The 24,259-nt window shown below is 67.5% G+C and carries 22 protein-coding genes; 7 read left to right on the forward strand and 15 right to left on the reverse strand.

From position 1 onward, the window contains the following. Window positions 1–92 precede the first annotated feature (92 nt). Window positions 93–452: a hypothetical protein gene (locus C6376_RS41075; RefSeq protein ID WP_173985826.1), complete on the forward strand. Its 360-nt coding sequence runs from the start codon at window positions 93–95 to the stop codon at window positions 450–452. A gap of 156 nt (window positions 453–608) precedes the next feature. On the opposite strand, the gene C6376_RS41080 is transcribed toward C6376_RS41075, so the two are convergent. The 3 genes from C6376_RS41080 to C6376_RS41090 form a co-directional block, all read right to left on the reverse strand. Continuing rightward, window positions 609–1,562 carry a helix-turn-helix domain-containing protein gene (locus C6376_RS41080; protein ID WP_107449468.1) on the reverse strand — a complete coding sequence of 318 codons (954 nt, stop codon included), beginning with the start codon at window positions 1,560–1,562 and terminating at the stop codon, window positions 609–611. 343 nt (window positions 1,563–1,905) lie between these two features. Beyond that, window positions 1,906–2,298 (reverse strand): nuclear transport factor 2 family protein, encoded by a 393-nt coding sequence (locus C6376_RS41085; RefSeq protein ID WP_107448288.1) that lies wholly within the window; start codon window positions 2,296–2,298, stop codon window positions 1,906–1,908. A gap of 171 nt (window positions 2,299–2,469) precedes the next feature. Further along, entirely contained in the window at window positions 2,470–4,032 is a 1,563-nt protein-coding gene (locus C6376_RS41090) for a long-chain fatty acid--CoA ligase (RefSeq protein WP_107449469.1), read from the reverse strand. A 612-nt stretch (window positions 4,033–4,644) separates the two neighbouring features. On the opposite strand from C6376_RS41090, the gene C6376_RS41100 reads away from it, so the two are divergent. Both C6376_RS41100 and C6376_RS41105 read left to right on the forward strand, forming a co-directional pair. Further along, complete coding sequence (locus C6376_RS41100) at window positions 4,645–5,235, forward strand: TetR/AcrR family transcriptional regulator (protein WP_107448290.1); 591 nt, start codon at window positions 4,645–4,647, stop codon at window positions 5,233–5,235. Window positions 5,236–5,343: 108 nt separating this feature from the next. Beyond that, complete coding sequence (locus C6376_RS41105; RefSeq protein ID WP_107448292.1) at window positions 5,344–7,740, forward strand: SpoIIE family protein phosphatase; 2,397 nt, start codon at window positions 5,344–5,346, stop codon at window positions 7,738–7,740. A 70-nt stretch (window positions 7,741–7,810) separates the two neighbouring features. On the opposite strand, the gene C6376_RS41110 is transcribed toward C6376_RS41105, so the two are convergent. From C6376_RS41110 to C6376_RS41120, 3 genes are all read right to left on the reverse strand, one after another. Next, window positions 7,811–9,115 (reverse strand): DUF3533 domain-containing protein, encoded by a 1,305-nt coding sequence (locus C6376_RS41110; RefSeq protein WP_107449470.1) that lies wholly within the window; start codon window positions 9,113–9,115, stop codon window positions 7,811–7,813. 148 nt (window positions 9,116–9,263) lie between these two features. Next, on the reverse strand, window positions 9,264–10,034 hold the full coding sequence (locus C6376_RS41115) for a maleylpyruvate isomerase family mycothiol-dependent enzyme (RefSeq protein ID WP_107448293.1): 771 nt from the start codon (window positions 10,032–10,034) through the stop codon (window positions 9,264–9,266). A 153-nt stretch (window positions 10,035–10,187) separates the two neighbouring features. After that, window positions 10,188–11,597, reverse strand: a complete 1,410-nt coding sequence (locus C6376_RS41120) for an aldehyde dehydrogenase family protein (protein WP_107448294.1) — start codon at window positions 11,595–11,597, stop codon at window positions 10,188–10,190. A 120-nt stretch (window positions 11,598–11,717) separates the two neighbouring features. Here C6376_RS41120 and C6376_RS41125 point away from each other — a divergent pair, with 120 nt between their 5' ends. Next, a complete protein-coding gene (locus tag C6376_RS41125; RefSeq protein WP_107448295.1) occupies window positions 11,718–12,335 on the forward strand; it encodes a TetR/AcrR family transcriptional regulator in 618 nt (205 codons plus the stop codon). A 126-nt stretch (window positions 12,336–12,461) separates the two neighbouring features. Here C6376_RS41125 and C6376_RS41130 read toward each other — a convergent pair whose 3' ends face one another. The 9 genes from C6376_RS41130 to C6376_RS41170 all read right to left on the reverse strand — a co-directional run bounded on the left by C6376_RS41130 (window position 12,462) and on the right by C6376_RS41170 (window position 21,147). Then, on the reverse strand, window positions 12,462–14,048 hold the full coding sequence (locus tag C6376_RS41130) for an AMP-binding protein (RefSeq protein ID WP_107448296.1): 1,587 nt from the start codon (window positions 14,046–14,048) through the stop codon (window positions 12,462–12,464). A 39-nt stretch (window positions 14,049–14,087) separates the two neighbouring features. Continuing rightward, entirely contained in the window at window positions 14,088–14,777 is a 690-nt protein-coding gene (locus C6376_RS41135; protein ID WP_107448297.1) for a winged helix-turn-helix transcriptional regulator, read from the reverse strand. Window positions 14,778–14,853: 76 nt separating this feature from the next. Beyond that, on the reverse strand, window positions 14,854–15,900 hold the full coding sequence (locus C6376_RS41140; RefSeq protein WP_107448298.1) for an LLM class flavin-dependent oxidoreductase: 1,047 nt from the start codon (window positions 15,898–15,900) through the stop codon (window positions 14,854–14,856). After that, window positions 15,897–16,310, reverse strand: a complete 414-nt coding sequence (locus C6376_RS41145) for a PaaI family thioesterase (RefSeq protein ID WP_254076286.1) — start codon at window positions 16,308–16,310, stop codon at window positions 15,897–15,899. The genes C6376_RS41140 and C6376_RS41145 overlap by 4 nt, the downstream gene beginning before the upstream one ends. Before the next feature lie 72 nt (window positions 16,311–16,382). Then, window positions 16,383–17,267 carry an MBL fold metallo-hydrolase gene (locus tag C6376_RS41150; RefSeq protein WP_107448300.1) on the reverse strand — a complete coding sequence of 295 codons (885 nt, stop codon included), beginning with the start codon at window positions 17,265–17,267 and terminating at the stop codon, window positions 16,383–16,385. A 71-nt stretch (window positions 17,268–17,338) separates the two neighbouring features. Further along, window positions 17,339–18,142: an alpha/beta fold hydrolase gene (locus C6376_RS41155; protein ID WP_159083445.1), complete on the reverse strand. Its 804-nt coding sequence runs from the start codon at window positions 18,140–18,142 to the stop codon at window positions 17,339–17,341. 26 nt (window positions 18,143–18,168) lie between these two features. Next, window positions 18,169–19,074: an alpha/beta hydrolase gene (locus tag C6376_RS41160; protein WP_107448302.1), complete on the reverse strand. Its 906-nt coding sequence runs from the start codon at window positions 19,072–19,074 to the stop codon at window positions 18,169–18,171. Further along, a complete protein-coding gene (locus C6376_RS41165) occupies window positions 19,067–19,555 on the reverse strand; it encodes a hypothetical protein (RefSeq protein WP_107448303.1) in 489 nt (162 codons plus the stop codon). Before C6376_RS41165 ends, C6376_RS41160 begins: the two co-directional genes overlap by 8 nt. Window positions 19,556–20,493: 938 nt before the next feature. Beyond that, complete coding sequence (locus C6376_RS41170) at window positions 20,494–21,147, reverse strand: TetR/AcrR family transcriptional regulator (protein WP_254076287.1); 654 nt, start codon at window positions 21,145–21,147, stop codon at window positions 20,494–20,496. A 55-nt stretch (window positions 21,148–21,202) separates the two neighbouring features. Between C6376_RS41170 and C6376_RS41175 the strand changes: the two genes are divergently transcribed. The 3 genes from C6376_RS41175 to C6376_RS41185 are packed head-to-tail and all read left to right on the forward strand — an operon-like array spanning window position 21,203 to window position 24,200. After that, complete coding sequence (locus tag C6376_RS41175; protein WP_107448304.1) at window positions 21,203–22,396, forward strand: acyl-CoA dehydrogenase family protein; 1,194 nt, start codon at window positions 21,203–21,205, stop codon at window positions 22,394–22,396. Next, window positions 22,393–23,436 (forward strand): phosphotransferase family protein, encoded by a 1,044-nt coding sequence (locus C6376_RS41180; protein ID WP_107448305.1) that lies wholly within the window; start codon window positions 22,393–22,395, stop codon window positions 23,434–23,436. The genes C6376_RS41175 and C6376_RS41180 overlap by 4 nt, the downstream gene beginning before the upstream one ends. Continuing rightward, window positions 23,433–24,200: an SDR family NAD(P)-dependent oxidoreductase gene (locus C6376_RS41185; RefSeq protein WP_107448306.1), complete on the forward strand. Its 768-nt coding sequence runs from the start codon at window positions 23,433–23,435 to the stop codon at window positions 24,198–24,200. The genes C6376_RS41180 and C6376_RS41185 overlap by 4 nt, the downstream gene beginning before the upstream one ends. The last annotated feature ends 59 nt before the right edge of the window (window positions 24,201–24,259 follow it).

A 24,259-nucleotide genomic window follows, 5' to 3' on the forward strand; every position in this document is an offset into this window, starting at 1 on the left:
TTGCGCAAGGGCTCACTGACACCAAGTCGCTCCGACAATCGGCCGCCGACGCGGGCATGACGATCACCACGCGAGTGGTGAAGACTGGATAGATGCGACCTCACGCCCCAGGCGGACTCCTGTTCGTAGCGCTCGGTCTCATCCTTGTCGCCGCCGGCTACGTCTGGAGAGGACGTGTCCTGCGTCCCCTCTCGGCGAAACGCGCCCAGGCAGCCGTGATCCGGGATCGTTCCAGAAACCTGCTGCGCTCTGCGGACATGGCAATCGCCGGAGCGCGTCGAGGGGCCGCACACGGCGAACCGGCCATCGTCACGGTCGGAGACGTGACCAGGGTGGCGCGCCAGCAGTACGGGTACCTCTTTGTTGAGCGCGAAGAAGCAGCTGCCGCCCTCCGCCGGCGCTATGAGGCTGCCGACTGCCGGGTGGACTGCATGACCGACGCTTTCAACTGACTGCCTCCCCGGCAAGTGCTTGACGCCAGAGGCGCCGGAGCTGTCACCTGATAGGTGGTCACGCTGAAAATGTTCTATGAGTGCGGCCCGGCAGAGCACATAGAACGATTGCGCCGCGTGCTGGTATGGCTGTGCCACGGCCTGTGATCAGGCCGGTCAGGCGAATCCGTGGGCTTCGCGGTAGTCGCTGGGCGACAACGAGAACTTGCGACGGAACTCCCGTCCGAGGTGGCTCGCGTCGCAGAAGCCCCACCGGTAGGCAATCGCGGCAACAGAGAGGTTCGTGTTCACCAGGTCACCTCTGGCCGCTGCCAGGCGATGGGCGCGGACGACCGATTGGACGGTGTCTTCGGTCGATGCGAAAGCCCGGTGGACGGTCCTCGGAGCTACGTTGTGCGCGGCAGCGAGGTCGGCGACTCTGATCGCTCCACCGGTGAGGTGGTCGACGATCCATGCCTCCAGCTGCCGTCGGAGCAGTTGCAGGAACCCGCTGTCACCGCTGTCGGGCCGATTGCCACGGATCGCGCTGGCGATGAGGACGAGGAGGGCGTTGCGTGTGCCCTCGATCTCCGCCGCGGACATCCGCCCGACGTGACGGTCCGTGCTCATGAGAAAGTCTTGGAGGAGGCTGGCCAGCGGGCTCTGAGCGGTCTCCAGGAGCAGGCAACCGGGCAGACCGCCCCCCGTGTCGAACGAGGACAGGGCGGTCATGGGCACCCTGACCGTTCGTTTGCTCAGGTGCTCCGGGATCACGAACCGTCCGGTGGCGCGGGTGCTCATGAGGAGAAGCGTCCCTGGCTGGAGGATGACTGTCTCGTCAGAAGTCTCGATGATCTGCCGGCCGGTGTGAGCGGTGAAGAGCACCAGCGCGTCATCGTCGTGGCGCACGAAATTGCTGCCTCGGATCCCTTCGACCTGCGGGCACACCCAGTCGGTGATGAGGAGGTCTCCAAGGTCCAGCTCCCGAACCGATCCGAAGCCCTCCAGTGGCCCTTTTGGCTGCAGGTCCATGCCGGCAAGGCGGTCACGGACGGCGAGCCTCCAGCGAAAGTCGACCTCTTCGGCTGTCAGGAGCTCAGTGGGGCTTAGGATCGATCGGGAGAGTGTCATGGTCTGCTCCGGCATCATCGACGGGCGGCTCCACGTGACCGTGGAAAGGGCGATTCGTTCTTAGCTCACCCCCACCGTCGCTCTGAACCGGTGGTGGCAAGCCTGCATGGACAAGGACCCACCCTCCGAATGCCAGGCCTGATGACGCAGTCACCACCGGAGACACGGCATTAATCTCTACGGCCGGATTTACGAACTACCAGCAACCGCACTGAAGTACGACGAGCGCAGGCCACACTCGCGCTGGCAGCCGCGAGCCCACTGCGGCACGGGCCAGGGCTCTGTGAGCTGCGGCGTGGGTGGCACTGCTCCAGTTCGATCGCGCTGGAGTTGATTGCCGCGCTCACTTCTTCGCAGTCTCCAGGGTGGTCTGCTCGAAGTGGGGACCCATCGCCTCGGCCAGGGCCTGAAGGGCGGAAAGCGGGCGCACCATCACCGTGATGTCGTCAATCTTGCCGTTCTCGTCGAAGTGAATGAAGTCGCAGCCCTGGACGTTCTTGCCCGAGACGGTGGCGGTGAAGACGAAGGCGTGGTCACGGCCGTCAGGATTGGTGATCTCGCGAGTGTAGGTGAAGTCCTTGAAGACGCCAGTCACGCTGCGCAGGATGTGATCGGTGATCGCCTTGCCCGGGTACGGCCTGAATGCGGCCGGGCTGGTGAAGACGACGTCGTCGGCCAGCAGAGCGGTCACGGCATCCATGTCACCGCTCTCGACAGCCTTGCAGAAGGGATGCATGAACTCGCCTTTCGTAGTCAACAAGATGAATAGGGGTAGTTGATAATGGGACTTGCACCGCAGGCTCGACCCGATCGAGCTAATGTTCCCCGCAGTCCCGGTCGACGCATCGCCGGCCCTGCGGCTCGAAAGCGCCGAGTGATAAGCCCCCGCATTCGGCTACCTCACAGCTCAGGAAAGCTCTCGTTTGAGGATCTTGCCAGTCGCGGTCATTGGCAGGGAGTCGACGAACTCCACGATCCGGGGGTACTTGTATGCAGCGAACTGCTGCTTGCCCCAGGCCACCAGCTCGTCCTCAGTAGTGCTGTCACCAGCTTGCTTGACCACGAGTGCCTTGACCTCTTCGCCCAACGAATTATGGGGCGTGCCGATGACCGCAACCAGCGAGACCGCCGGGTGTTGCATGAGCACCTCTTCGAGCTCACGCGGATAGACGTTGAAGCCACCGCGAATGACCAAGTCCTTGGATCGGTCGACGATGTAGTAGAACCCGTCCTCGTCCTTGCGGGCTAGGTCGCCGGAACGGAACCAGCCGTCACGGATGGCTTCGGCCGTGGCGTCTGGACGTTTGTAGTAGCCCTTCATGACATTGTGGCCCCTGATCGCGATCTCTCCGATCTGATCGGATGAACCGCTGAGGTCGGACCAGTCGTCGTTTATCAGCTTCATTTCCACGCCTGTGATCGGCACACCGATCGACCCGACGCGAGGTTCCTCTCCGTACCGTGCGAAGGACGCCACTGGCGAGGTCTCCGAGAGCCCATAGCCTTCGAGGATCGTGATCCCGAATCGGTCCTGAAACTGTTTGTGGATCTCGGCCGGCAGGGCCGAGCCGCCAGCCACGGCGACTCGCAGATTCGCCGCCACCCGGGCCACGTCGATCGTCTCGTCCAGTGCCGACAGAAGACCCCAGTACATCGTCGGAACGCCGCCGAAGAAGGTCACGTTGTGGGCGAGCATGAGCTGCAACGCACCCCGCGGCTCGAATCTAGGCTGGAGGACGAGCGTACCGCCGAACGCGAGTGCACTGTTCTGAAACACCACCTGCCCGAAGGAATGGAACAGAGGTAGCACGCAGAGGTAAGTGTCTGGACGCAGGGGATCCGCTGCGAACAGGTCGCGGCCCGCGCGTGCGTTTTCGTACACGTTGCGGTGCCGGAGCTCGGCGCCTTTCGCCTGACCCGTCGTGCCAGAGGTGTAGAGGATGACGGCGGTGTCGTCATCATCGCATTCAACCGTCTCAAAGTGTGCTGGCTGTTCGGCGACCGCCGGGCCATAGAGCTGTGATGTCACGCAGTCGGCCAAGGTTCGGCCGGTGCCAATGAGGATGAACTCGGTGCATCCGTCAGTTGCTTGGAAGCCCGCCCAGGCTGCCTCACCCATGGGAAGCTCTGGTGAGCCTTCGAACGCGAAGTACGCCTTCACATCCGAGTCCTTGAGGTGATAGGCGATCTCGCGCGCGGTCAACAGCACGTTCAGCGGCACGACGACTGCGCCAGCCTTGAGTATGCCGAAGTAGATCGTGGTGAAGTGCGGCATGTTCGGGCAGGAGAGGGCCACCTTGTCCCCTGGCCGCACACCACGCTCGACGAGCAGGTTCGCAACTTGGTTGGCCGATGAGTCGAGAGCGGAATAGGAGATCCGCTCCTCACCGAACACGATCGCCGTACGCTCCGGATAGAGAACGGCGGAGTCCGTCAACAACGACGAGACGTTTCGGCTCGAATTGCGCATCAATACTCCTACACGTGATGGGTGGAGGTCTGGTGACCGCCAACGGCGGCAGCGAAGCGCTCCAGCTCGCGGGGAATGTCGCCGGCCAGTTGGTAGGTGGTCGACCCCCTCGAGGGTCGTGATCCCGCGCCCCTCGTACTGCACCGCCGACGCGAGGCGCACCTTGATCCGCTGACCGTCGGCGAGCACCGTGCAGGCACCGCACCCGCCCTGGTGCCCCTCAGGCCGAGATGCTCACGCAGCGCGTCAAGCGGGCTCACCTGCGGCGGGACGTCTTCCTCTGCCCATGCGTTGATCCGCAGTTCGATCTCCACCGTGTCTTTCCTCCGGTTCGCCCGTGAGACTCGCCCCCTCGGGGGTCGCCATCCGGCACTTGCGGCAGGCCCAGAGGGACCCCGCCCCGCTGCCTGAGGAATCGTCAGCCGGGGAACCAACGCAAGAGAGTGGTCCATAATCTAAAACAGTAAGGTACCAGGTAGTCGGCGTACCTGCATCATACCTGTGGCAGTTCTGGTTTGTCACGCAACACGTTGGTCGCAATACCTCAGAAACTGCAGCTCAGGCGTATGGTTTTGGCTGAGTCAAGGAGCAGAGAACGGAATCGGAGGAGTCATGGGTCGACCGCTGCGGGCCGATGCCGAGCGGAGTGTGCGCGCGATTCTGGACGCGGCCGAGCGGGTGCTCGCCGAAGACCCCGGCGCGTCCATGGAGCAGATCGCCGAGGCAGCCGGCGTAGCCAGAACGACCGTGCACCGGCGGTTCACCAGCCGCCAGGCCCTCATCGAAGCACTCGCCGCCTCGGCGAAGCGCCAGCTCATGGAGGCCATCGAGGACGCTCACCTGGACACCGCTCCTCCGCTCGTGGCGCTGCACCGCGTCACCGCGAACACACTGCGGATCAAGAGCGTCTGGCGGTTCACACTCGGCCACCCCCTGGCCGACACCCCGCTCACCGCAATGATCTGGTCCGAGATCAACGACGGCGCCCTCGAATTCCTTGCCCGGGCGCAGCGCGAGGGGCTCCTCGCCCCGACCGCGGATCTTGTATGGGTACAGCGGGTCTACTACGCCCTCATCGACGAGGCCCTGCATGGGAACCGCGCGGACCAAGACCCGGACCCGGATCAGGTCCGAAAGAACGCGGACGTACTTGCCACGCTCATCGTCGACACGCTGCTGCGCGGCGTAGGACTGCAGGGCTGAACCGCACCCCGGCCGGTGGACGCAAGGCGCCCGTCTCGTCTTGCCCTCGGCCGTTTCTGGGACGATCGTGGACAGTGCCTCGGCACAAGGTAGGAGGGCCGGTGCGCCATGCATCGCACCAGCGGGCCGCCCGACCGACGCGCACGTCAGCGGGACGGGGCCCACGTCGACGAGTCCGTCACCATAGCCGTGACGGACGGGAACGCGTGTGTGGCCTACTGGAGCCGCGAGGCCCAGGAGCTTCTGGGGTACACCCCTGCGGAGATTATCGGCCGCCCCTTGGACGACCTCTTCTCCGCCGACGGCGCGACGTTCCGGCATCGCGACGGCAGCCTGCTGGATACGAGGGCCCACCTGAGCCCACTGCTCAGCACGACACAGCAACAGCACTTCCTCGTGACAACCGTGCCGTCACCGGGGACGGGCAAGCTTCAGGACCTCATGTGGTGGATGCTGGAGCAGCAGTCCCCGTCCCTCTCGATCTACGACCGTGAGGCGCGACTGCTGTGGGCGAACGAGGCCACCCGGCGGGCGGTCGGCTTCGTTCAGAGTGAAGTCCGCGGTCGGCGTCCCACCGAGTTCCTCCGAGGTGCGGGGTTCGAGGAGGCGGAGCGGCGGATCCTCCGGGTCGGTGAGACCGGGGAGCCGGAGTACACCGAACTCTTCGACGCGTTCCCGCGTGAACCCAGAGCGCACGCCTGGGCCGTGGACGTCTTCCCTCTCAAGGACGCGAACGGCAGGGTGCACGCGGTGGGCCTGGTGGCAAGCGACTACTCGGAGCAGCACCAGAGCCGCGAGCGCATGGCCCTGCTGAGCGAGGCCCGGACGCGTATCGGCGCGAGCCTGGATGTGACGGGCACCAGCCAGGAACTCGTCGATCTGACGGTGACGGTGTCCCGCTTCGCCGACTTCGTCAGCGTCGACCTGGTGGACGACGTCTTCCGTGGTGCGCTGCCCGGTCCCGGCCCCCACACGGGACCCGTCTCGCTGCGACGGGCGGCGCAGGGTGGCACCTGTCCGCTCCCGCCCGACGCGGTGCTTGGCGTCGGCGCGATCCACACACATCCGCAGTCGTCCCCCATCGGCCGCTGCCAGGCCGACGGCCGTCCGGTCCTTGGTGGCGCCAAGGACCCCGACATCGTTCGGTGGCTTGCCGAGGACCCCGTCCATGCGGCGTATGCCAGCGCCTTCGGGACGCACTCCGTCCTCGCGGTGCCCATCCGGGCTCATGGCGTGATCCTCGGGGCCGCCCTCTTCCTCAGAGACTCGGGCTCCCTGGACCCCTTCGGCTCCGATGACCTGACCGTCATCGAGGACCTGGTGGCCAGGGTCGCCGTCTGCCTGGACAACGCCCGTCGGTTCACCCATGAGCGCGGCATCGCGCTGGCCCTCCAGCGGTCCCTGCTGCCCCGGGGGCCGACTCTCCACCCTGCCGTCGAGACAGCGTCCCGTTATGTTCCTGCGGGCGGCAGCGCCGGGGTGGGCGGCGACTGGTTCGACGTGATCCCACTCCCCGGCGCGCGAGTAGGCCTCGTCGTTGGCGACGTCGTGGGCCACGGCATCAGCGCCTCAGCCACCATGGGCCGCCTGCGCACAGCGGTGCGCACCCTCGCCGACATCGACCTGTCACCTGACGAGCTCCTCACCCACCTCGACGACATCGTGACCCACTCCGGGCCCTCAGGGGACATCGATGACGCTTCCGCCCCCTCGGAGTCGGAGATCCCCGGAGACATCGGCGCCACCTGCCTGTACGCCGTCTACGACCCCGTCTCCGGCACCTGCTCGCTGGCCCGTGCCGGCCATCCGGCCCCGATCCTGGTGGGACCGGACGGAACGGCCCGTGTCGTCGACCTGCCCGCCGGCCCTCCCCTCGGGCTGGGGAGCCTGCCCTTCGAAGCGGCGGAGTTCACGGTGCCCGAAGGAAGCCTCCTGGCTCTGTTCACTGACGGCCTCATCGAAAGTCGCCGTCACGACCTCGACGAAGGCAACCGCAGGCTGTGCCAGGCACTCGCCCGGACGGGACTCTCGCTCGAAGCCCTCTGCGACACGGTCCTGGACAGCCAACACCGCGCGGTTGACGGCGATGACGTCGCCCTGCTGCTGATCCGAACCCGGACCCTCCGCCCGGAGAGCCTGGCTTCCTGGGACCTGCCCAGCGACCCTGCGATCGTGGCCGAGGCACGTAAACGCACCTGCGACCGTCTCACCGAGTGGGGGCTCGAGGATGCCTCCTTCGTCACAGAACTCGTCGTCAGCGAGCTGGTCACGAACGCCATCCGCTACGGCACCGGCCCGATCCGACTGCGACTGATCAAGGACCGGACTCTCACCTGTGAGGTGTCCGACGGCAGCAGTACCAGCCCCCACCTGCGCAGGGCCCGGTTGAGCGACGAGGGCGGCCGCGGCCTGCTCCTGGTCGCCCAGCTCACCGAGCGGTGGGGCACTCGCCATACGCGCGCAGGCAAGACCATATGGGCCGAACAGGTCATCCATCCCGCCTGAGTCGAAGCCCAACCACCGCGCGACTGCACCCGAGAACGGACCTGGCAGCGCTTCCCCGACCGATGTCCGGTCAGGCCGCCGGGACCGCAGCCTGTGTCGATTTGTCTTCGCCGGAGGGGATGCGGTGCAGCCCCTTACGGTCGTACCAGCCGGTCACGCCGAACCCGAACAACGCGGCCAGTGCGAGACCGACGGCCATCATGACCCAGCCCCGGGTCAGGCCCGCGTCGCCTTGTGCGCCGTAGTAGAGGATCGAGCGGACGCCGGCGGTGATCTGTCGCAGCGGCTCGAACTCCGCGAGGAAGCGGTAGAAGCCGGGCAGCGCCTCGATCGGCGTGGTGGCACCGGCCGTCGGCACGGCCATAGCGATGAAGATCAGCGTGACGAGCAGCATGCCTGGCGTGCCGAAGACGGCGAGCAGGGTGAGCGCGCCGATTCCGACGACCGCGATCGCGCATACCGAGTACAGCCACAGCAACGGCAGGTGAGAGGCCTCCATGCCCATGAGGCCGACGGCGCCCGCCAGCACCAGGCTGCCCATGAGCAGCGAGAGGCCGACCATGAGGGTGCTGCTGATGGTGAGGGTCTGCACCCGGGTCGCACGGATCACTGGGCGGTCCATGCGAAGTGGCCCCATCTCGTTGTCGGCATAGCCGAGGGCGTGGTCCACCTGGCCGCTGATGACGTTGGCGGACAGCATGCCGACGACCACGAGGACAAGCGCGTAGTAGAACGCCGTTAGGCCGAAGCCGCTGCGCGGGCTGAGCGGGTGCCCTTCCTCCACAGTGACGGCTGCCGGGTCGGCCAACAGCAGACGCGCGGCGGCGGTCGGCTTCGTCTGTTCCGCCGCAGTCTGCGCGGTCAACTCCCGGCCCACCTGGCGTGAGACGTCAGCGGCCGCCTCCGTCGCCGCCGACCGCGCGATGTTGGATCCCAGGCTGCTGGCGGACTGGTTGGTCAACACCCTGAGCCGCGGGCGAGTCGGGTTCGTGTCGGCCGCGGTGCTGGTCAGCGCGACGGTGGAGGAGGTGAAGTCAGCGGACACGACGAGCGCGCCGAACAGCTTGCCCTGGCCGAGTTCCTCCCTCATCTCCTTCTCGTCCATCACCTTCCACTCGATCTTGTCTCCACCGACGGTGGACTTCGTGATCGATCGGATTGCCTGCGCCCCCAGGTTGACGTGTTCCCCTCCGACGATCTCCCCTTGGTCGGCGTTGACGAGGCCTACGGGCAGCTTGTGCAAGTGGCGGACCGGATCGACGTTGGCGCCGATATAGAGGACCGCGAACAGCAGGGCCAAGGTGCCCGCGATGGCGCCGTTGACGATCCACAGGCCGCGGGCCCGCAACACGCGGAAGGGATGAAACCCATCCATGACGAACTCCAGTTTCTGCAAAGAACTACGGGCAGAAGGGCTGGAGGAGCGTCAGCGCGGATCCATCTCCTCACTCGGCCTCACGGGAGGCTCCCCGACCATGGGCCGGATTCCGAGCCTGATCAACTGCCGAGTCAGGGGCAGACGCTCATACCACCCTCACGAAGTCCAGGAACCGGGCGGAGTAGTCGGCGTCGCCGGAGATCCGCAGGTCCCGATGGCGCCAGTCGGCGCGGTGGGTGGACCATTCCGGGAAATCGATGGCCCGTCCGGTGATCGTGGCGGCCGGCTTGCCCGACGGTCCGGCCTTCACCACGGCGCCCGGTCCCACGGTCCAAATGCCCCCGCCCGGACCTTCCAGCTCGATCGTGACGGGACGGTCGAACCACTCCGGCCGCGCCGACTTCAGCTGGTTCCTCAGGACGGCGAACATCCACTCCAGCACCACGGCCATCCGGTTCGCGTCGGTGCCCGGAACCGGACGCCCCAGCGCGGGAGCGATGTCGTAGCGCAGGTGGGTGTGATGGTCGAACGTCATCGCGCCGGCGATCATCATCCCGCCCGGGTACCAGCCGAGGTCGGCCATCGGCAGACGCATCCAGTCGAGGGGCAACCTGGTGGCCACGCCGATCATCCGGCTCCATCGTTCGTACTCGGCGAGCGTCTGCGGGACCGGCCGGTCTCGGCGACGGTCGACGAACAGGTCGTTGGTCCGTTCGAGGTCCCTCATGCGCATCATGGTCACTACGGAGGGAGTGAAGAAGGAGCGGCAGGTGGCGCCGATATGCGCCACCACGTCCTGCACGCGCCAGCCGGCCGCAGCGCTCGCCGCGCTCCATTCCTTCGCGTCCAGTTCCCGGCAGAAGCGGAGCAACTCCGCGCGCTCCAGGCGGAAAGCTTCCGCACGGTTAGGTCTCATTGGTGATCCTTTCGCCAACCCTCGGGGCCCGCTCACGCGAGAGGGGCCCGCCGTGTTCCGCGGTATCGGTCGGCGGTTGTTCGTTGACGTGGTGGATGTGAGGCGGGGTCTCGAGCAGCCCTCGGCGGCGTCGTGACGCGTTGTCCACCCGGCTCACGTGATTCGTCGCAGTAGGCGGTCCTTGCGGCGGGTGTAGGGCGGGTAGGTCACGCGCAGTGTGTCGGGCTTGAGTGGTTTGTCGAGTACGGACTTGGTGTGGCTGAAAGTGTCCAGGGAATAGGAGCCGTGGTAGTGGCCCATGCCGCTCTCGCCGACGCCGCCGAAGGGCAGGCCGGGCACGGCGAGCTGGGCGGTCGGGACTCCGAAGGTCAGGCCGCCGGAGGAGGTCTCCGCGATCAGGCGCCGCTTGGTGCGCTTGGACGCGGTGAAGGCGTAGAGGGCCAGCGGCTTGTCGCGCCCGGTGATGAAGGAGATGGCCGCGTCCAGGTCGGGGACGCGGACGATGGGCAGGATGGGGCCGAAGATCTCCTCGCGCATCACGGGCGACTCGGGGTCGACGTCGGCGAGCACGGTCGGGGCGATATAGCGGGTGGGGCGGTCGTGATCGCCGCCGACGACGGTCCGGCCGTCATTCAGCAAGCCGGTCAGCCGGTCGAAGTGGCGCTCGTTGATGATGTTGCCGTAGTCGTTGCTGCGGGCCGGATCGGTGCCGTACATCTCGCGGATCGCATCGCGCAAGTGCGCCTCGATCTCAGTGGCCGCCTCGCCTATCGCGAGCACGTAGTCGGGTGCGACGCAGGTCTGACCCGCGTTCATGAACTTGCCCCAGGCGATGCGGCGGGCGGCCGTCGCGAGGTCGGCGCCGGGTTCGACGACGGCGGGGCTCTTGCCGCCCAGCTCCAGGGTGACCGGGGTGAGATGACGGGCCGCGGCGGCCATGACGATGCGCCCGACCGTGCCGTTGCCGGTGTAGAAGATGTGGTCGAACCGCTGCTCCAGTAGGGCGGTCGTCTCGGGAATGCCACCCTCAACGACGGCCACGGCCTGCGGGTCCAAGACACGGGGCAGCCAGTGAGCCAGCACGGCCGAGGTCGCGGGGGCGACCTCGCTGGGCTTGAGGACGACACAGTTGCCGGCGGCCAGTGCACCGATGAGTGGCGCCAGGGCCAGGTTCAGCGGGTAGTTCCAGGGAGCGATGATCAGCACCGTGCCCAGCGGTTCCCGCACGGTCCAGGCCCGGGCTGGCACGAGCGACAGGGGAACGGACGCCCTGCTCGGGCGCAGCCACCGGTCGAGGTGGCGCAGGGTGTGGTCGATCTCCCGCACGAGGAAGCCGATCTCCATGACGTGCGACTCGGTCGCGCTCTTGCCGAGGTCGGTGTGCAGCGCCTCCGCGAATACGTCCTGATGATCGGTCAACAAGGCGCGAAGTGCTCGCAGTTGCTGTTTCCGCCAGGTCAGGGGCTTGGTGCGGCCGGTCTGGAAGGTGGCACGCAGCCGGGTGACGGTTTCCGTCGCATGCTCTGCAGTGGAGGAGATGTCCACGTGAGTGTTCGGCGTCATGCCTAGAGCATATACGAAACGAAGTTATTTCGTTTCGTATGGGCGTATGCTGTTCGGTGTGACCCCTCCCACTCATTCCGAACTCTGCAAACAGCTCCGCGCGTCCTCCGGAGTCGGCGCATGACCAAGTCAGCGGCCCGCCGGGGGCGTCCTCGCGATGCCGCCCGGGACCGAGCGTTGCTGGACTCGACTCTGGCCGTCTTGAGCGAGAGCGGGTACGGCGGACTCACCACCGCCGCCGTGGCCGCCCGCGCCGGCGTGTCCACCGCCACCCTCTACCGTCGCTGGCCGTCCAAGGAGGTCATGGTCGTCGCCGCCGCCGCGGCCTATGCCCACGACCTCACGGCGCCCGCGAACACCGGCACCCTGGAAGGGGACCTGCGTGCCCTGCTCCGGGCCAAGGCGACCTCCATGACCGGGAAGGAAGGAGGGGTTTTGCGGTCGCTGATCGCCGAGGCCGCGCACAACGCCGCTCTGGCCGAGGCGCTCACCAACACCTTTGTGGTGCCCGTACGCGAACGCATGGAGCACATCGTGCAGAGTGCGGTGGGGCGGGGCGAGATCTCGCCGGTCGAAGACGCCAGTCTTCTCGGCGACCTGGTGATCGGCCCCATGATGAGCAGGTTCTTCCTCACCCCGCTGATGCCGGACGACGTCGACGCGGCGTCCGCAGCGGAGATGGCCGACCGCCTGCTGCCCTTCCTCCTGCGTGCCGTCGGGGTGCAAGGACACGGGTGAGGCGAAATCCATGACGGGGTGCACCTGTCCTGTATGAAGTGCACTTCGGTCAAGGAGCCGAAGTGGTCGGCGTCGTACGTGGCTGGGGCATACATGGACGGAAGTCGCGGTCCCGTGCGGCCTGCTTCAGGAACATCGATCGTCAGAGGCGACCCGCTCGCCCTCGCGGAGCAGGTACTTCTGGATCTTTCCGGTGGAGGTGCGGGGCAGTTCTCCGAAGACAACCCGCTTGGGCGCTTTGAAGCGTGCGATGCGGGATTTGACGTGGTCGACGATGTCCTGCTCGGAGACGATGGCATCCGGCCGCAGCACGACGTACGCGACCGGCACCTCACCCCAACGCTCGTCCGGGGCGCCGACGACGGCGACCTCGAGGACTGCTGCATGGCTGGCGATGGCCTGCTCGACCTCGATCGAGGTGATGTTTTCTCCGCCGGAGATGATGATGTCCTTGCTGCGGTCCCTCAGCTCGATGTATCCGTCGGGGTGGCGCACGCCGAGGTCGCCGGTGCGAAACCAGCCGTCGGGTGCGGCCGCGGCGGTCGCAGCGTCGTCCTTGAAGTAGCCCAGCATGAGGTTGTTGCCGCGCAGCCGGATCTCACCGATCGTGGTGCCGTCCGCGGGGACGTCCCCCCCTCCTCGGTCGACCACACGGGCGGTGAGGCCAATGACGTTAGATACGCCCTGGCGTGCGCGGAGTCTGGACTGTTCCGCGGCATCGAGGCCGTTCCATTCGGGGTGCCAGTCGCACAGCACCGCTGGCCCGAAGGTCTCGGTCAGTCCGTACAGGTGGGTGACGTCGATGAACAGTGCCTCCGCGGCGGCGAGGAGGGTGGGGCTGGGTGGCGCCCCGCCGGTGAGGACGCGGATGATGCCGTCGACGTCGCGGGTGGCCTGCGGGGCGTTCACGACCATGGACAACACGGCAGGAGCACCGCACAGATGAGTGATCTGTTCGGCGTGTATGTGCCGCCAGATCTCGGAAGCCTCCACCTTCGGCAGGCATACGTGCGTGGCTCCGGCGGCGGTGACCGCCCACGGGAAGGACCAGCCGTTGCAGTGGAACATCGGCAAGGTCCACAGGTAGACGGAGGCCGTGCTCAGCTGGGTGTGCGTGACCATTGCGAGCGCCTGGAGGTAGGCGCCGCGGTGGTGGTACATGACGCCCTTGGGGCGTCCAGTCGTTCCGGAGGTGTAGTTGAGGGACAACAGCGCTCGCTCATCCAACACCCCAACGGCAGTGGGCACAGCCGCCGCGAGGAGTCGTTCGTAGGCACCGTCGTCGCCCGGGCCCGCGCGCACGATCACGGGTGGGTGCGACATAGCCTCGATTGCCGTGGCCACGAGGTCGTCGTACTGCGGATCCTGCAGGAGCACCGCGCTTTCCGAGTGCTCAAGGATGTAGCGCACCTCGGGGGCGGAGAGCCTGGTGTTGATCGTGACCAGCGGCGCACCGGCCCACGGAACGCCGTAGTGCGCCTCCAGCATGATGTGCGTGTTGGGTGCGAGTACGGCCACCGGCCGGCCGTTCGCGAGCGGGGCCAGGACGCCGGCCAGGCGACGGCACCGGTCGTGGAACTCGGCGTACGTGAACCGTTGGTCCCCGTCGATCACAGCCGTGCGGTCGGGGAAGACCGCGGCCGACCGGTCCAGGAACGAGACGGGACTCAAGTCCTCGAATGACAGGGCGGGTGTCGCCGGGTTGAAGCTCATACATCGCTCCTTCACGCTCCGGCGGCAGGGGCGCTCGCGCTAGATCCCCATGTGCACCGGATAATCGATCTCTGTACCGGACATCAGGTCGAAGGCACGCTCGACCAATTCGTCCGTACCGACGGCCACTTGCAGATCTCCCGATCGGACAGCGTCGACCGCCCGCGTGCCGCCGAAGATCAGCTGGAGGAAGGTCCGCACCCGGCAGGTGATCTCAAGGTCGGGGCGAACGGGTGCGGGACCGCTCCTCGTCCGCATCCGGCCGTCGGCGATCTCAATGTGAAACGTCGCTCTGCCCACGTGCATCTCGTAGATCTCCTTGAGACCGACGAGTTTGTCCGGTGAGACAACGCTTGCCACGCTGAGCGCGATGAGGTCCACCCGTGTCGTCTTCGGATCGATCTCCGGAGACGGCGGAAGGGCCAGGCCCCACCGTGCAAGGGCGGCGAGCGGCTCCTCAAGCCCCGCGCCCCTCTCGGTCAGCTCGTACACGGCCACTCCCGCGGGAGGCGGCAGCGTGGCCCGGCGAACAATCCCGGCGTCCTCCAGGCTGCGCAGTCGCGTAGTCAGGCGGTTCGGTCCGAGGGCCGGGAGGGTGTCGACCAGATCCTTGAACCGCTTGGGTCCGAGCAACAGCTCCCGCACGATCAACAGGGTCCATCGCTCACCGAGGACGTCCAGGGAACGGGCGAGCGGGCACATCTGGCCGTATGTTCTAGCGGTTGTCATGCTCCTACTGTACGGCTCGATAACTCCTCACTATCCATGTTGTACACCGCCGCCGGTCCTGGTTCGCACGTCGCCCTCATCGTCGTATCCCCACTGCGTCGGCGAAGGCTTCGAGCTCACGGCGGATGTCGCCGGCGGGTTGATACATGATCTCGGTGACACCGTTCGCCGCCAGGTCCTGGACCTTGGCCAGGACGTCGCCGGCCGTCCCGGTGAGGGTGACGTGCTCGACCAGTGCGTGTCCCCCGGCGTCCCAGGCCGCGGTGTCGGCGTCGTTCAGATGCAGCAGGTGCCCGTTGTGCACCGCGAGGTGGCGTTGAACCTCTGGTGTCTTCTGCACGACGGCCAGCCAATCCGACCCTCCGGGCAGCGCTTTGACGGCTTCCGCGCCGCCGAATTCGTAGGAGATGTGAAAGACCTGCGCCAGTCCGGGGCCTGCGGCCGTGCGCAGTCGCTCGCTGTCTAGGGTTTCGCCGTCACCGAGCACCGTCCCGACGGCCAGGTAGGAGACCTTCTCGAACTCCTTGGCCCGGTCGGGGACGCCGCCTCCGGCGACGAACAGACCGTCCCCGAGTGACGAAGCGATCTCGATGCCCTTGGGACCAATCGCTCCGATGTAGACCGGGATGGTGTCCGATGTGCTCGGGAGCGATCCGGCGGTGTGCAGCATGCGCAGCGGGCTGCCCTCCCACTCGGCCGTTTCACCCCGGAGAAGCGCGCGGAACGCCTTGACGTAGCGAGACAGGTACGTCCAGGAGACGGGCTGTTGTCCCATGGCCCGACGGCCGGTGTACCCAGTACCGAAGGCCACGGCGACCCGCCCGGGGGCCAGGCGCTCGAGCGCCGCCGCCCCGCTGGCGTTGACCATGGGGTGGCGCAGCGCCGGTACGAGAACGCCAGGGCCGATCCCGATGCGCTGGGTGCGTTCGGCGGCCAGCGCCAGACACATCCACACATCGGGGCTCTGCTGCGGTGTGTCGTACAACCACGCACGCTGGTAACCGAGTTCCTCGGCGATCCGGATGTGTTCCGGTGTTTCCAACGTGGTCGCGAACGCCGCCGACACCTCGAGGCCCGCCGGACTGCGGTCGTGCTCACCGGAGGCAGAAGCAGTGGTGGTCATGAGTGCTGTCCCAAAGTGTTCGGGAGTCCTGTGGCCGGGACATTGGCCAGCCGCAGCTGGCCGCGAGCGATGAGTTTGCCGCTGTCGACGCCTGTGATGGCCACCTGCCACAGTTGCTGACTGCGCCCCTGCTGGATCGCTTCGGCCAGCACCTCCACCGTCCCGGCGGTGATCGGTCGCAGGAAGTCCGTGCTGTTGGCCACTCCCACGGCGACCTGGCCGCGATCGGCCACCGCGGCTGACGCACCGACGGTGGCGGCGGATTCCACGACGGTGGTGTAGACCCCGCCGTGCACCACTCCCCAAGGTGTGTGGTGCTCGGCGCCCAGCAGCACCTCTCCCCGCACCCGCGTCTCCGTCACCTCGGTGAAGCGCAGACCGACGGCCTCCACGAACGCACTGCGGAACACGTCGAAACCTGACAAGGGCACTTCATCCCGGCCGGCTGACGGATTGGTCCTGGGCTGTGTCACTGGTCGCCCCTACTCGCTCGCGTGGTTGGGGTCGTCCGCAGTCGCTGCGGACGCGGGGCCTCCGAGAAGGCCGTGCGCGCCGTACCAGACAGGCCCGACGTTGAGCCGATCGGGATAGCGGGCGACGATCTCGTCATAGAACTCGCGGGGGGTAGGCTTCTCCGCGAGCAGACGCTGTGCGTCGCGCAGGTACTGGCGGGTCTGGTCGATGATGGCCGGATCGTCGGGCAGGTCACGGTTCTTGTGCCCGGCCACCACCGCACGAGGGTTGAGCGACTCGAGGACGTCGAGCGCTGCCAGCCATGATTCGAAGCCGCCACCAGGGGTTTCCAGGAGCATCTGGTGTACGCCGTTGTAGACGACGTCGCCTCCGACGATCAGGCCGATGGAGGGGACGTGCAGCACGGTCGTGTCGTCGGTGTCGGTGTGTCCGACCTCTATCGCCTCGATCCGGTGGCCCTCCAACGTGAACCCGTCCGCGGGGATCTGCTGGTAGACGAGCGGGGTGTCGGGAATCAGCCCGGGGAAGTCGGCGTCCCAGAACCACTCGCGCGCTTCCACGTTCCGGTGCATCATCGCGATGGTGCCCACGGTCGCGTACGGGACGGCGTCGGGAAAGCGCTCCAGCAGCTGACCGGTGCCGAACCAGTGGTCGCCGTGGCCGTGCGTGGCGTAGATGTAGGCCAGTCGCTTGCCGGAGCGCTGGACCCAGTCACCGACCTGCTGTGTCTGTTCGCGGGTGAACGGCGGGTCGACCAGCACGGCCTCCCGTTCACCGATGATCAGCGTCGAAGCCAGCGGAGACGACACGATCACACCGCCGTCGGGCAGCCGTTCAGGCCGCGCTCGCGGGACCCCGTCGCAGACGTACACGCCGTATGTCAGTTCAGTCATGCCTGGTGTTCCTTTCGGTGCCGTAAGGCGATGTGTCGTGTCGCCGGACTCGCGGTCGACGCGAGACAGCGCTATCCGAGTGGTGCGAGAAATTCCTTGATCAGGGCGGCGACCTCGGTGGGCGCTTCGCAGGGAGCCAGGTGAGCCACGCGCGGCAGCACCACGAGTCGGGCACCAACGATGTGTTCGACCAGATCGTCGGAGTGGGGAGCCTGCGGCAACGCCTTGTCCTCGGCGCCGGCGATCACCAGGGTGGGGGCGGTGATCCCGTGCAGGGCATCGGTGACGTCGCTGCGGTCGCCCAGCACCGACCGTGCGGCACGGGCCAGTCCCACGGTGTCGAGGTTGTTGACCGTTGCGGCGAACTTGTGGGCGAAGGGGCTGTCGTGGCGGCGTGAGTGGTCGCTGAGCATCTGGGCCGCGACCAGTCGGCCCGGCCCGCCCGGAACGCCGACCCGGATGAGAATGGAGGTCATGCGGACTCTGAGGCGTTCGAAAAAGCCCACACCCCGGGCGGTGGTGTTGGACAGGACCAGGGCGGTCACACGCTGCGGCGCGATGAGAGCGACCCGCAGCGCCACGAAACCGCCCCACGACAGTCCGACAAGGGCAGCCCGGTCGACGGCCGAGTCGTCGAGCACCTGAAGCGCGGCCTCACCGCACTCCTCCATGGTGAACCGCCGCGAGGCCGGCGCGCTGCCGCCCGTACCGGGTGGGTCGACCAGCAGCGTCCGCCACCCGAACTCGTGCAGGCCGGCCAGCTGGGTGCTCCAGCTGGTCTCCCCGTCGCTGAACAGGCTCGGCCACAGCAGCGCCACGGGGCCGTCGGCGGGACCGGCATCCTGCACGCGGAGCGGGCCCAGCGCGGTCGACACGGAGAGAACGCGAGTGGACGGAGGCGTCACAGGTGACGCTCCCACCAGTCCCGGGCCGCCCGGCTACTGGGCTCATAGCCGTCGAAGTAGATGCCGTAATGGTCGATGCCGGGGATGACCTGGTAGTCGACGACACCACCGGGAGTGCTCTTGAGGATTTCCGCCGTGCGGGCCCCGTTGTCCGCGATGGGAAACATCTCCTCGTCGCCGGCGTCGATGATGAGGGTGGGCATCCGCAGCCGGTCGACCTGGGCTAGTGGGTCGAAGTGCGCGAGCTTCGCCATGTAGGGGGTTCCCGCCATGTTCGGCCACGCGTCGACGCCTTGGGGAATCGCGTCCGCGTCGCCGCGGGCGGTGTCGATCGCACGCTTGCGGGCCAGTTCCGCGACGCGTCCACTCAGCGGGGCGATGGCGGCCACCTGCACGGCCAGCGCCTTGACCCGCTTGTCGTGGGCGGCCAGGTGTACGGCGATACCTCCGCCGAAGCTGGTCCCCCACAACCCGATCCGGGCAGGATCGACGCCTGGCTCACCTTCGAGGTAGTCCAGCGCCGCGCGCAGATTCGCCGTCCAGGCGAACGGATCTACGAGGTCGCGGATGAACCGCACTCGGGCGCGTGCCTCGTTGCCGTCATCCAGATCGGGTATTTCGCCGACCAGTTGCAGCGGGGAGCCCGAGTCGAACCAGCTGCCTTGCGTGAAGGTCAGGGTGATCATGCCCGCTGAAGCGAACAGTGCCGCATAGCGTTCCGCGGTGAGTTTGCTGCCGCCCCACCCGTGACACAGCACGACGGCGGGCAGGGCGGCGCCAGGGGCGAGGTTCGTCGGTCGGTACAGGTCCGCGTCGAGCGCGATGCCGTCGCTCCACACGGTGACTTGCTGCCGGCCGACGCCCTCGGGCATGACCAGCGGCGGATAGGCCTTCTCAGCCATGACTCGCCTCCTCCAGGACCGATTCGACGGGCCAGACCTCAGCGAGGCTGTCCTTGTCCGTCGCCGCCGAGTGGATGCCGACCACGCGCCAGCCCTTGTCGGACTTGGCGACGCTGAACTGCACCGCCCAACGCTGGATCTCGCTCTCGTCGGCACGGCGCCGCGACCAGATCACCTCGACCGCGGCACCGACGGTGTTGTAGACGAACACACGTCGATCGGGCACCGCGGTGTGGCTGTAGCCCGCCTCCCGCAGAGGTGCGTAGTTCATGTCCAGGAAGGCGAGCACGCTCGCGTCGTCGAGGCACCAGAACGACTGTTCCAGTCCTGTGACGTGCAACGGGGTGCCCCAGTACTGGTGAATGAACTCGGGTCCCTCGTCCGACGCGCCCGCGGCCACTGCGACCCAACGCGGCAGGTAGTCCTCGAAGAACCATGCGGTCACCTCGGCACGAGTGGCCGCGACGGCTTTGTCTGACATGTCGACAGATTCCTTTCAGGAAGGACTTCAGTAGCCGGGCAATCCGGGGTCGGGACGGTGAAACGCGCTTGGCGAGCCGTCGGCATCAGGTGCGTGACAGGCCTGGAGCGAGCTCCCGACGTCACAGGTGACCGTTGGGGCCAGGCCGGACAGTCGCGCGCGTCCCCTTTCAGTGACAGCGCTTACGACGCTCGCGACACTCGTCGGACAGGTCCTGCGCGCGGCGCCGACGACCAGGTCGCGCAGTATCGGGTGCCCCTTCGCCTATCCGTGGACACTAGCAGTGACTATAATAAATGTATATCATCGAGAGGTTGCTCACGCACCTGTTTCTTGCCGGGAAGAGGGGGAGGCCGCCTTCCCTCGGCTGAAGGGCGCAGTGACCCGACGAACCGCGGCTCTGGCCAGATCGATCAGCTTGTTGCCGAGATCGAAGCCGGGCGCATCCGCGTGACAGTCCGGAGAGGGCCGACCCCGTCCTGCTCTCCGGATGCCCGCCCGCGCGGTATCGAAGGCCGGGGCCGGCAGCGGCAGCTCGATCAGGGCTCAATCGGCGTTGGTGGCGCCCGAGGGGCAGCGGCGAGAACGCATAACGCCTACCGTAAGAACGGTGTTCTGGCATCAGGAGCACGGCGCGCCACGGCACCTGAGCACCTGATCGTCACCCCCACGCATCGACAACGCGTTGGGCGATGAGCGTCAGTTGTTCGTCCCGCCATTGCGCCACGACCTGGATCTACGAGTCGCGGCGGTGACGGCCGCAGTCGAGGGCTCCGGCCCCGGCCGGGAGGAACCTTGCGGTCAGGTCGCCGGCACCCGGCGCGCCGGACCGGCTTGCCGCGGCACCCGCGATTGGCCAAACGCCAGGGCCTTCTGCTGTATCTCCGGCGGCGGCCTCGACGCCATAGCGGTCCTCAAGAAGGGCTACATCTGGAGCTCTAGCTTTCAGAGCTTGCGCCCGCGAGGCGGAGGGCGAAGTCGCCGTACTGCCAGACGATCGCGTCCTCCGCGAGTTCACCGTCCTCGCGGTACCAGGCTGCGACTCCCATCCCAAGGTCGAGGACGGCATAGGAGACCAGCCGCGCTGAGGCGACCTTGAAGCGTCCCTCCGCGACGCCCGCGTCAACGATTGCACGGAAGCCGGCCTCGTAGTGCGCGCGCAGGGCCAGCACTCGACTGCGATGCGGCTCGACGAGACTGCGGATCTCACGGTTTCCGACGAAGGCTTCGAGCCGGTGCCGGGCGTGGTAGCGGACGTGCGCCTCTGTGGCGCGGCGAAGGCGTGATACCGGGCCATCGCTGCTGGCGATGGCCGCGCGGTGTGCGGCGAGGAGGTCCTCCATCGTGCCGATCATGATCTGGGCGAGCAGGTCCTGCTTGGACGCGATGTGCTTGTACAGACTCGGTCCGCGGATACCCACTGCGCGCCCGATGTCGGCCATCGTGGTCGCCTCGTAGCCGAGGCGCGTGAACAGCTCCAGCGCCGCGGCACGAATGTCGTTGGCTCGGCTCACCCTCACCTCCACTTTCAGGACTAACACACGATAGCCGACAGCCTCGGCCGCTGTGACATGCACCATGGTGCGCTTCACCAAGCGGACGCTTAGAGTCACGGCTAATACTCATTAGCCAAGATTGGGAGTCGCCATGGCAGTAGACCTCACCCAGGATCCCGTCGCCGCGGACCTCGCGCGCCGCACCGCCGACTTCGTCCGCAACATGGTGATCCCGGCCGAGGAACAGCACCGTGGCGTCGCGCGGACCGAGAACGTCCGGATCGGGCTCCAGCGGGCCGCCAAGGATGCGGGTGTTTTCGCGCCGCACGTCGGCACGGAGTTCGGCGGGCACGGCCTGGACATGCGGGGCAGGGCTGCCGTGTTCGAGGAGGCGGGGTACTCCCTGCTGGGTCCGCTGGCGCTGAACATCGCCGCCCCCGACGAGGGCAACATGCACATGCTGGAAGCCATCGCCACCGCGGAGCAGAAGGAGCGCTACCTGCTCCCGCTCGCGGCCGGCGCCATCCGGTCCTGCTTCGCAATGACAGAACCCGCGCCCGGCGCCGGCTCCGACCCCAGTGCCCTGGCAACCCGCGCGGAACGCGTTGCGGGCGGCTGGCGCATCGACGGACACAAGTGGTTCATCACCGGCGCCGATGGCGCGGGGTTCGCGATCTGCATGGCCAGGACCTCGGGTGAACCCGGTGACCAGGGCGGCGCGACCATGTTCCTGGTCGACGCCGACAACCCGGGTATGAAAACAGTCCGGCACATCGGCACGCTCGACGAGAGCCTTTATGGCGGCCACGTCGAGCTGAGCTTCGACAACTGCGTCGTACCCGACGAGGCGGTGCTCGGCGAGGTCGACCAGGGCTTCCGCTATGCGCAGGTGAGGCTCGGACCCGCTAGGACGACCCACTGCATGCGGTGGCTGGGCATCGCCCGCCGCGCGCAGGACATCGCCGTCGCCCGGGCCGCCGACCGCCGGCTGTTCGGTTCCCGGCTCGGCGATCTCGGCATGGTGCAGCAGATGATCGCCGACAACGAGATCGACATCGCCGCCGCCCGCGGGCTGATCCTCCAGGCCTGCTGGGAGCTCGACCAGGGCCGGTCGGCCTCGCAGTCCACCTCGATCGCCAAGACCTTCTGCGCCGAAGCCGTCTGGCGGGTCGTGGACCGGTCGCTGCAGATCTGCGGCTCCCTCGGCGTGTCCGACGACATCCTGCTAGGGCGGTTCCTGCGGGAGGTGAGGCCTTTCCGGATCTACGACGGCCCGTCCGAGACCCACCGCTGGGCCATCGCCCGCCGCGTCCTGCGCCGACACACCGAGACGGCCGCACGATGAGTGACAGGGACCGCATCACCGTCGACGGCCTGGACCTGCCCGCACTGGAGCGGTTCTTCGGCGAGCGCGTGCCCGGCTTCCGCGGCGGGCTGAACGCTGACCTGCTGCAGGGCGGGCGATCGAACCTGACGTACCTGGTTACCGACGGACACACGCGGTGGGTTCTGCGCCGTCCTCCGCTGGGCGGGCTCACCCCCTCCGCGCACGACATGCAGCGCGAGTACCGGGTCGTCGCCGCACTCGCCGGTAGCGACGTCCCCGTGGCCCGTGCCGTGGCCTTCGGGGACGCCGGCGACGGACTCGGGGTGCCCTTCTCGGTCGTCGAGCACATCGACGGCCAGGTCATCCGGACTCGCGAGCAACTGCACGCACTGCCCGACGCTGAGATCGCACGCTGCGCGTACGGTCTGGTCGACGTGCTCGCGCGCCTGCACGCCGTCGATCCCGGCGCGGTCGGGCTGGCCGGGTTCGGGCGGCCGCAGGGCTATCTGACGCGTCAGGTCCAGCGCTGGTACGACCAGTGGCAACGCGTCCGGACGCGCGAGTTCGCCGACGTGGAGCGGCTGTACACCCGCCTCGCCGCCACCTGTCCGGCGGAGAGCGGTGCGTCGATCGTGCACGGTGACTACCGCATCGACAACGCCATCCTCGACGTCGCCGACCCGGCAATCGTGCGTGCGGTGGTCGACTGGGAGATGGCCACCCTGGGCGATCCCCTGGCAGACCTCGGTCTGCACCTCGTCTACGCCGACCCCACCTTCTCGCCCGTCCTCAGCGGATCGGCCGCCTCGACCAGCGAGCGCCTGCCGGCTCGGGCCGACCTCGCCCAGCGCTACGCCCAGACCAGCGGCCGCGACCTCGGCGAACTCGGCTTCTACCTCGCGCTGGGCTATTTCAAGATCGCCGTCATCGCCGAGGGAATACACGCCCGCTTCCAGCAGGGCCTGACCCGCGGCACGGGATTCGACACGGTCGGCCGCGCCGTCGCGCCGCTCACCGCCGCCGGACTCCGTGCTCTGACGCACCTGGAGCCGCGATGACCAACGTGCTCGATCTCTTCCGGCTCGACGGCAAGGTCGCCGTCGTCACCGGGGCGAGTTCCGGCCTCGGCGCCGGGTTCGCCCGGGCTCTCGCGGAGGCGGGAGCCGACGTCGTCCTCGCCGCCCGCCGCCCCGACCGACTCACCGATACTGCGAGGCAGGTCCAGGACACCGGCCGCCAAGCCGTCACCGTCGCGACCGATGTCGGAGATCCGGAGCAGTGCGAGGCGCTGGCCCGCGCGGCTGTCGACGAGTTCGGCCGCATCGACATCCTGATCAACAACGCCGGCACAGGCACGGCGGTTCCCGCTCTGAAGGAACGCCCGGAGGAGTTCCGCCGCGTCGTCGACATCAACCTCAACGGCGCCTATTGGGCGGCGCAGGCATGCGGCCGTGTCATGGAACCCGGTTCCAGCATCGTCAACGTGGCCAGCGTGCTCGGTCTGATCAAGTCCTATGCCCCGCAGGCTGCTTACGCCGCCAGCAAGGCCGGCCTCATCGGCCTCACCCGCGACCTCGCCCAGCAATGGACGGGACGCCGGGGCATCCGGGTCAATGCCATCGCCCCGGGATACTTCGCCAGTGAAATGACCTCCGGGATCCCCGAGGAACCGCTCATGACATTCGTCCGGCAGACCAGCCCGATGGGCAGGCTGGGGTTGCAACGAGAGCTCGACGCCGCGGTCATCTTTCTCGCCAGCCCCGCCTCGTCCTACGTCACCGGCGCCACGCTCGCCGTCGACGGCGGCATGTCCGGCCACTGACGAGACGCCCGCCCAACTCGACGGCGGCCCAGGCGGTCGGCAATGTTGGGCGGGCACAC

The sequence above is a fragment of the Streptomyces sp. P3 genome (assembly GCF_003032475.1).
Taxonomy (GTDB): Bacteria; Actinomycetota; Actinomycetes; order Streptomycetales; family Streptomycetaceae; genus Streptomyces.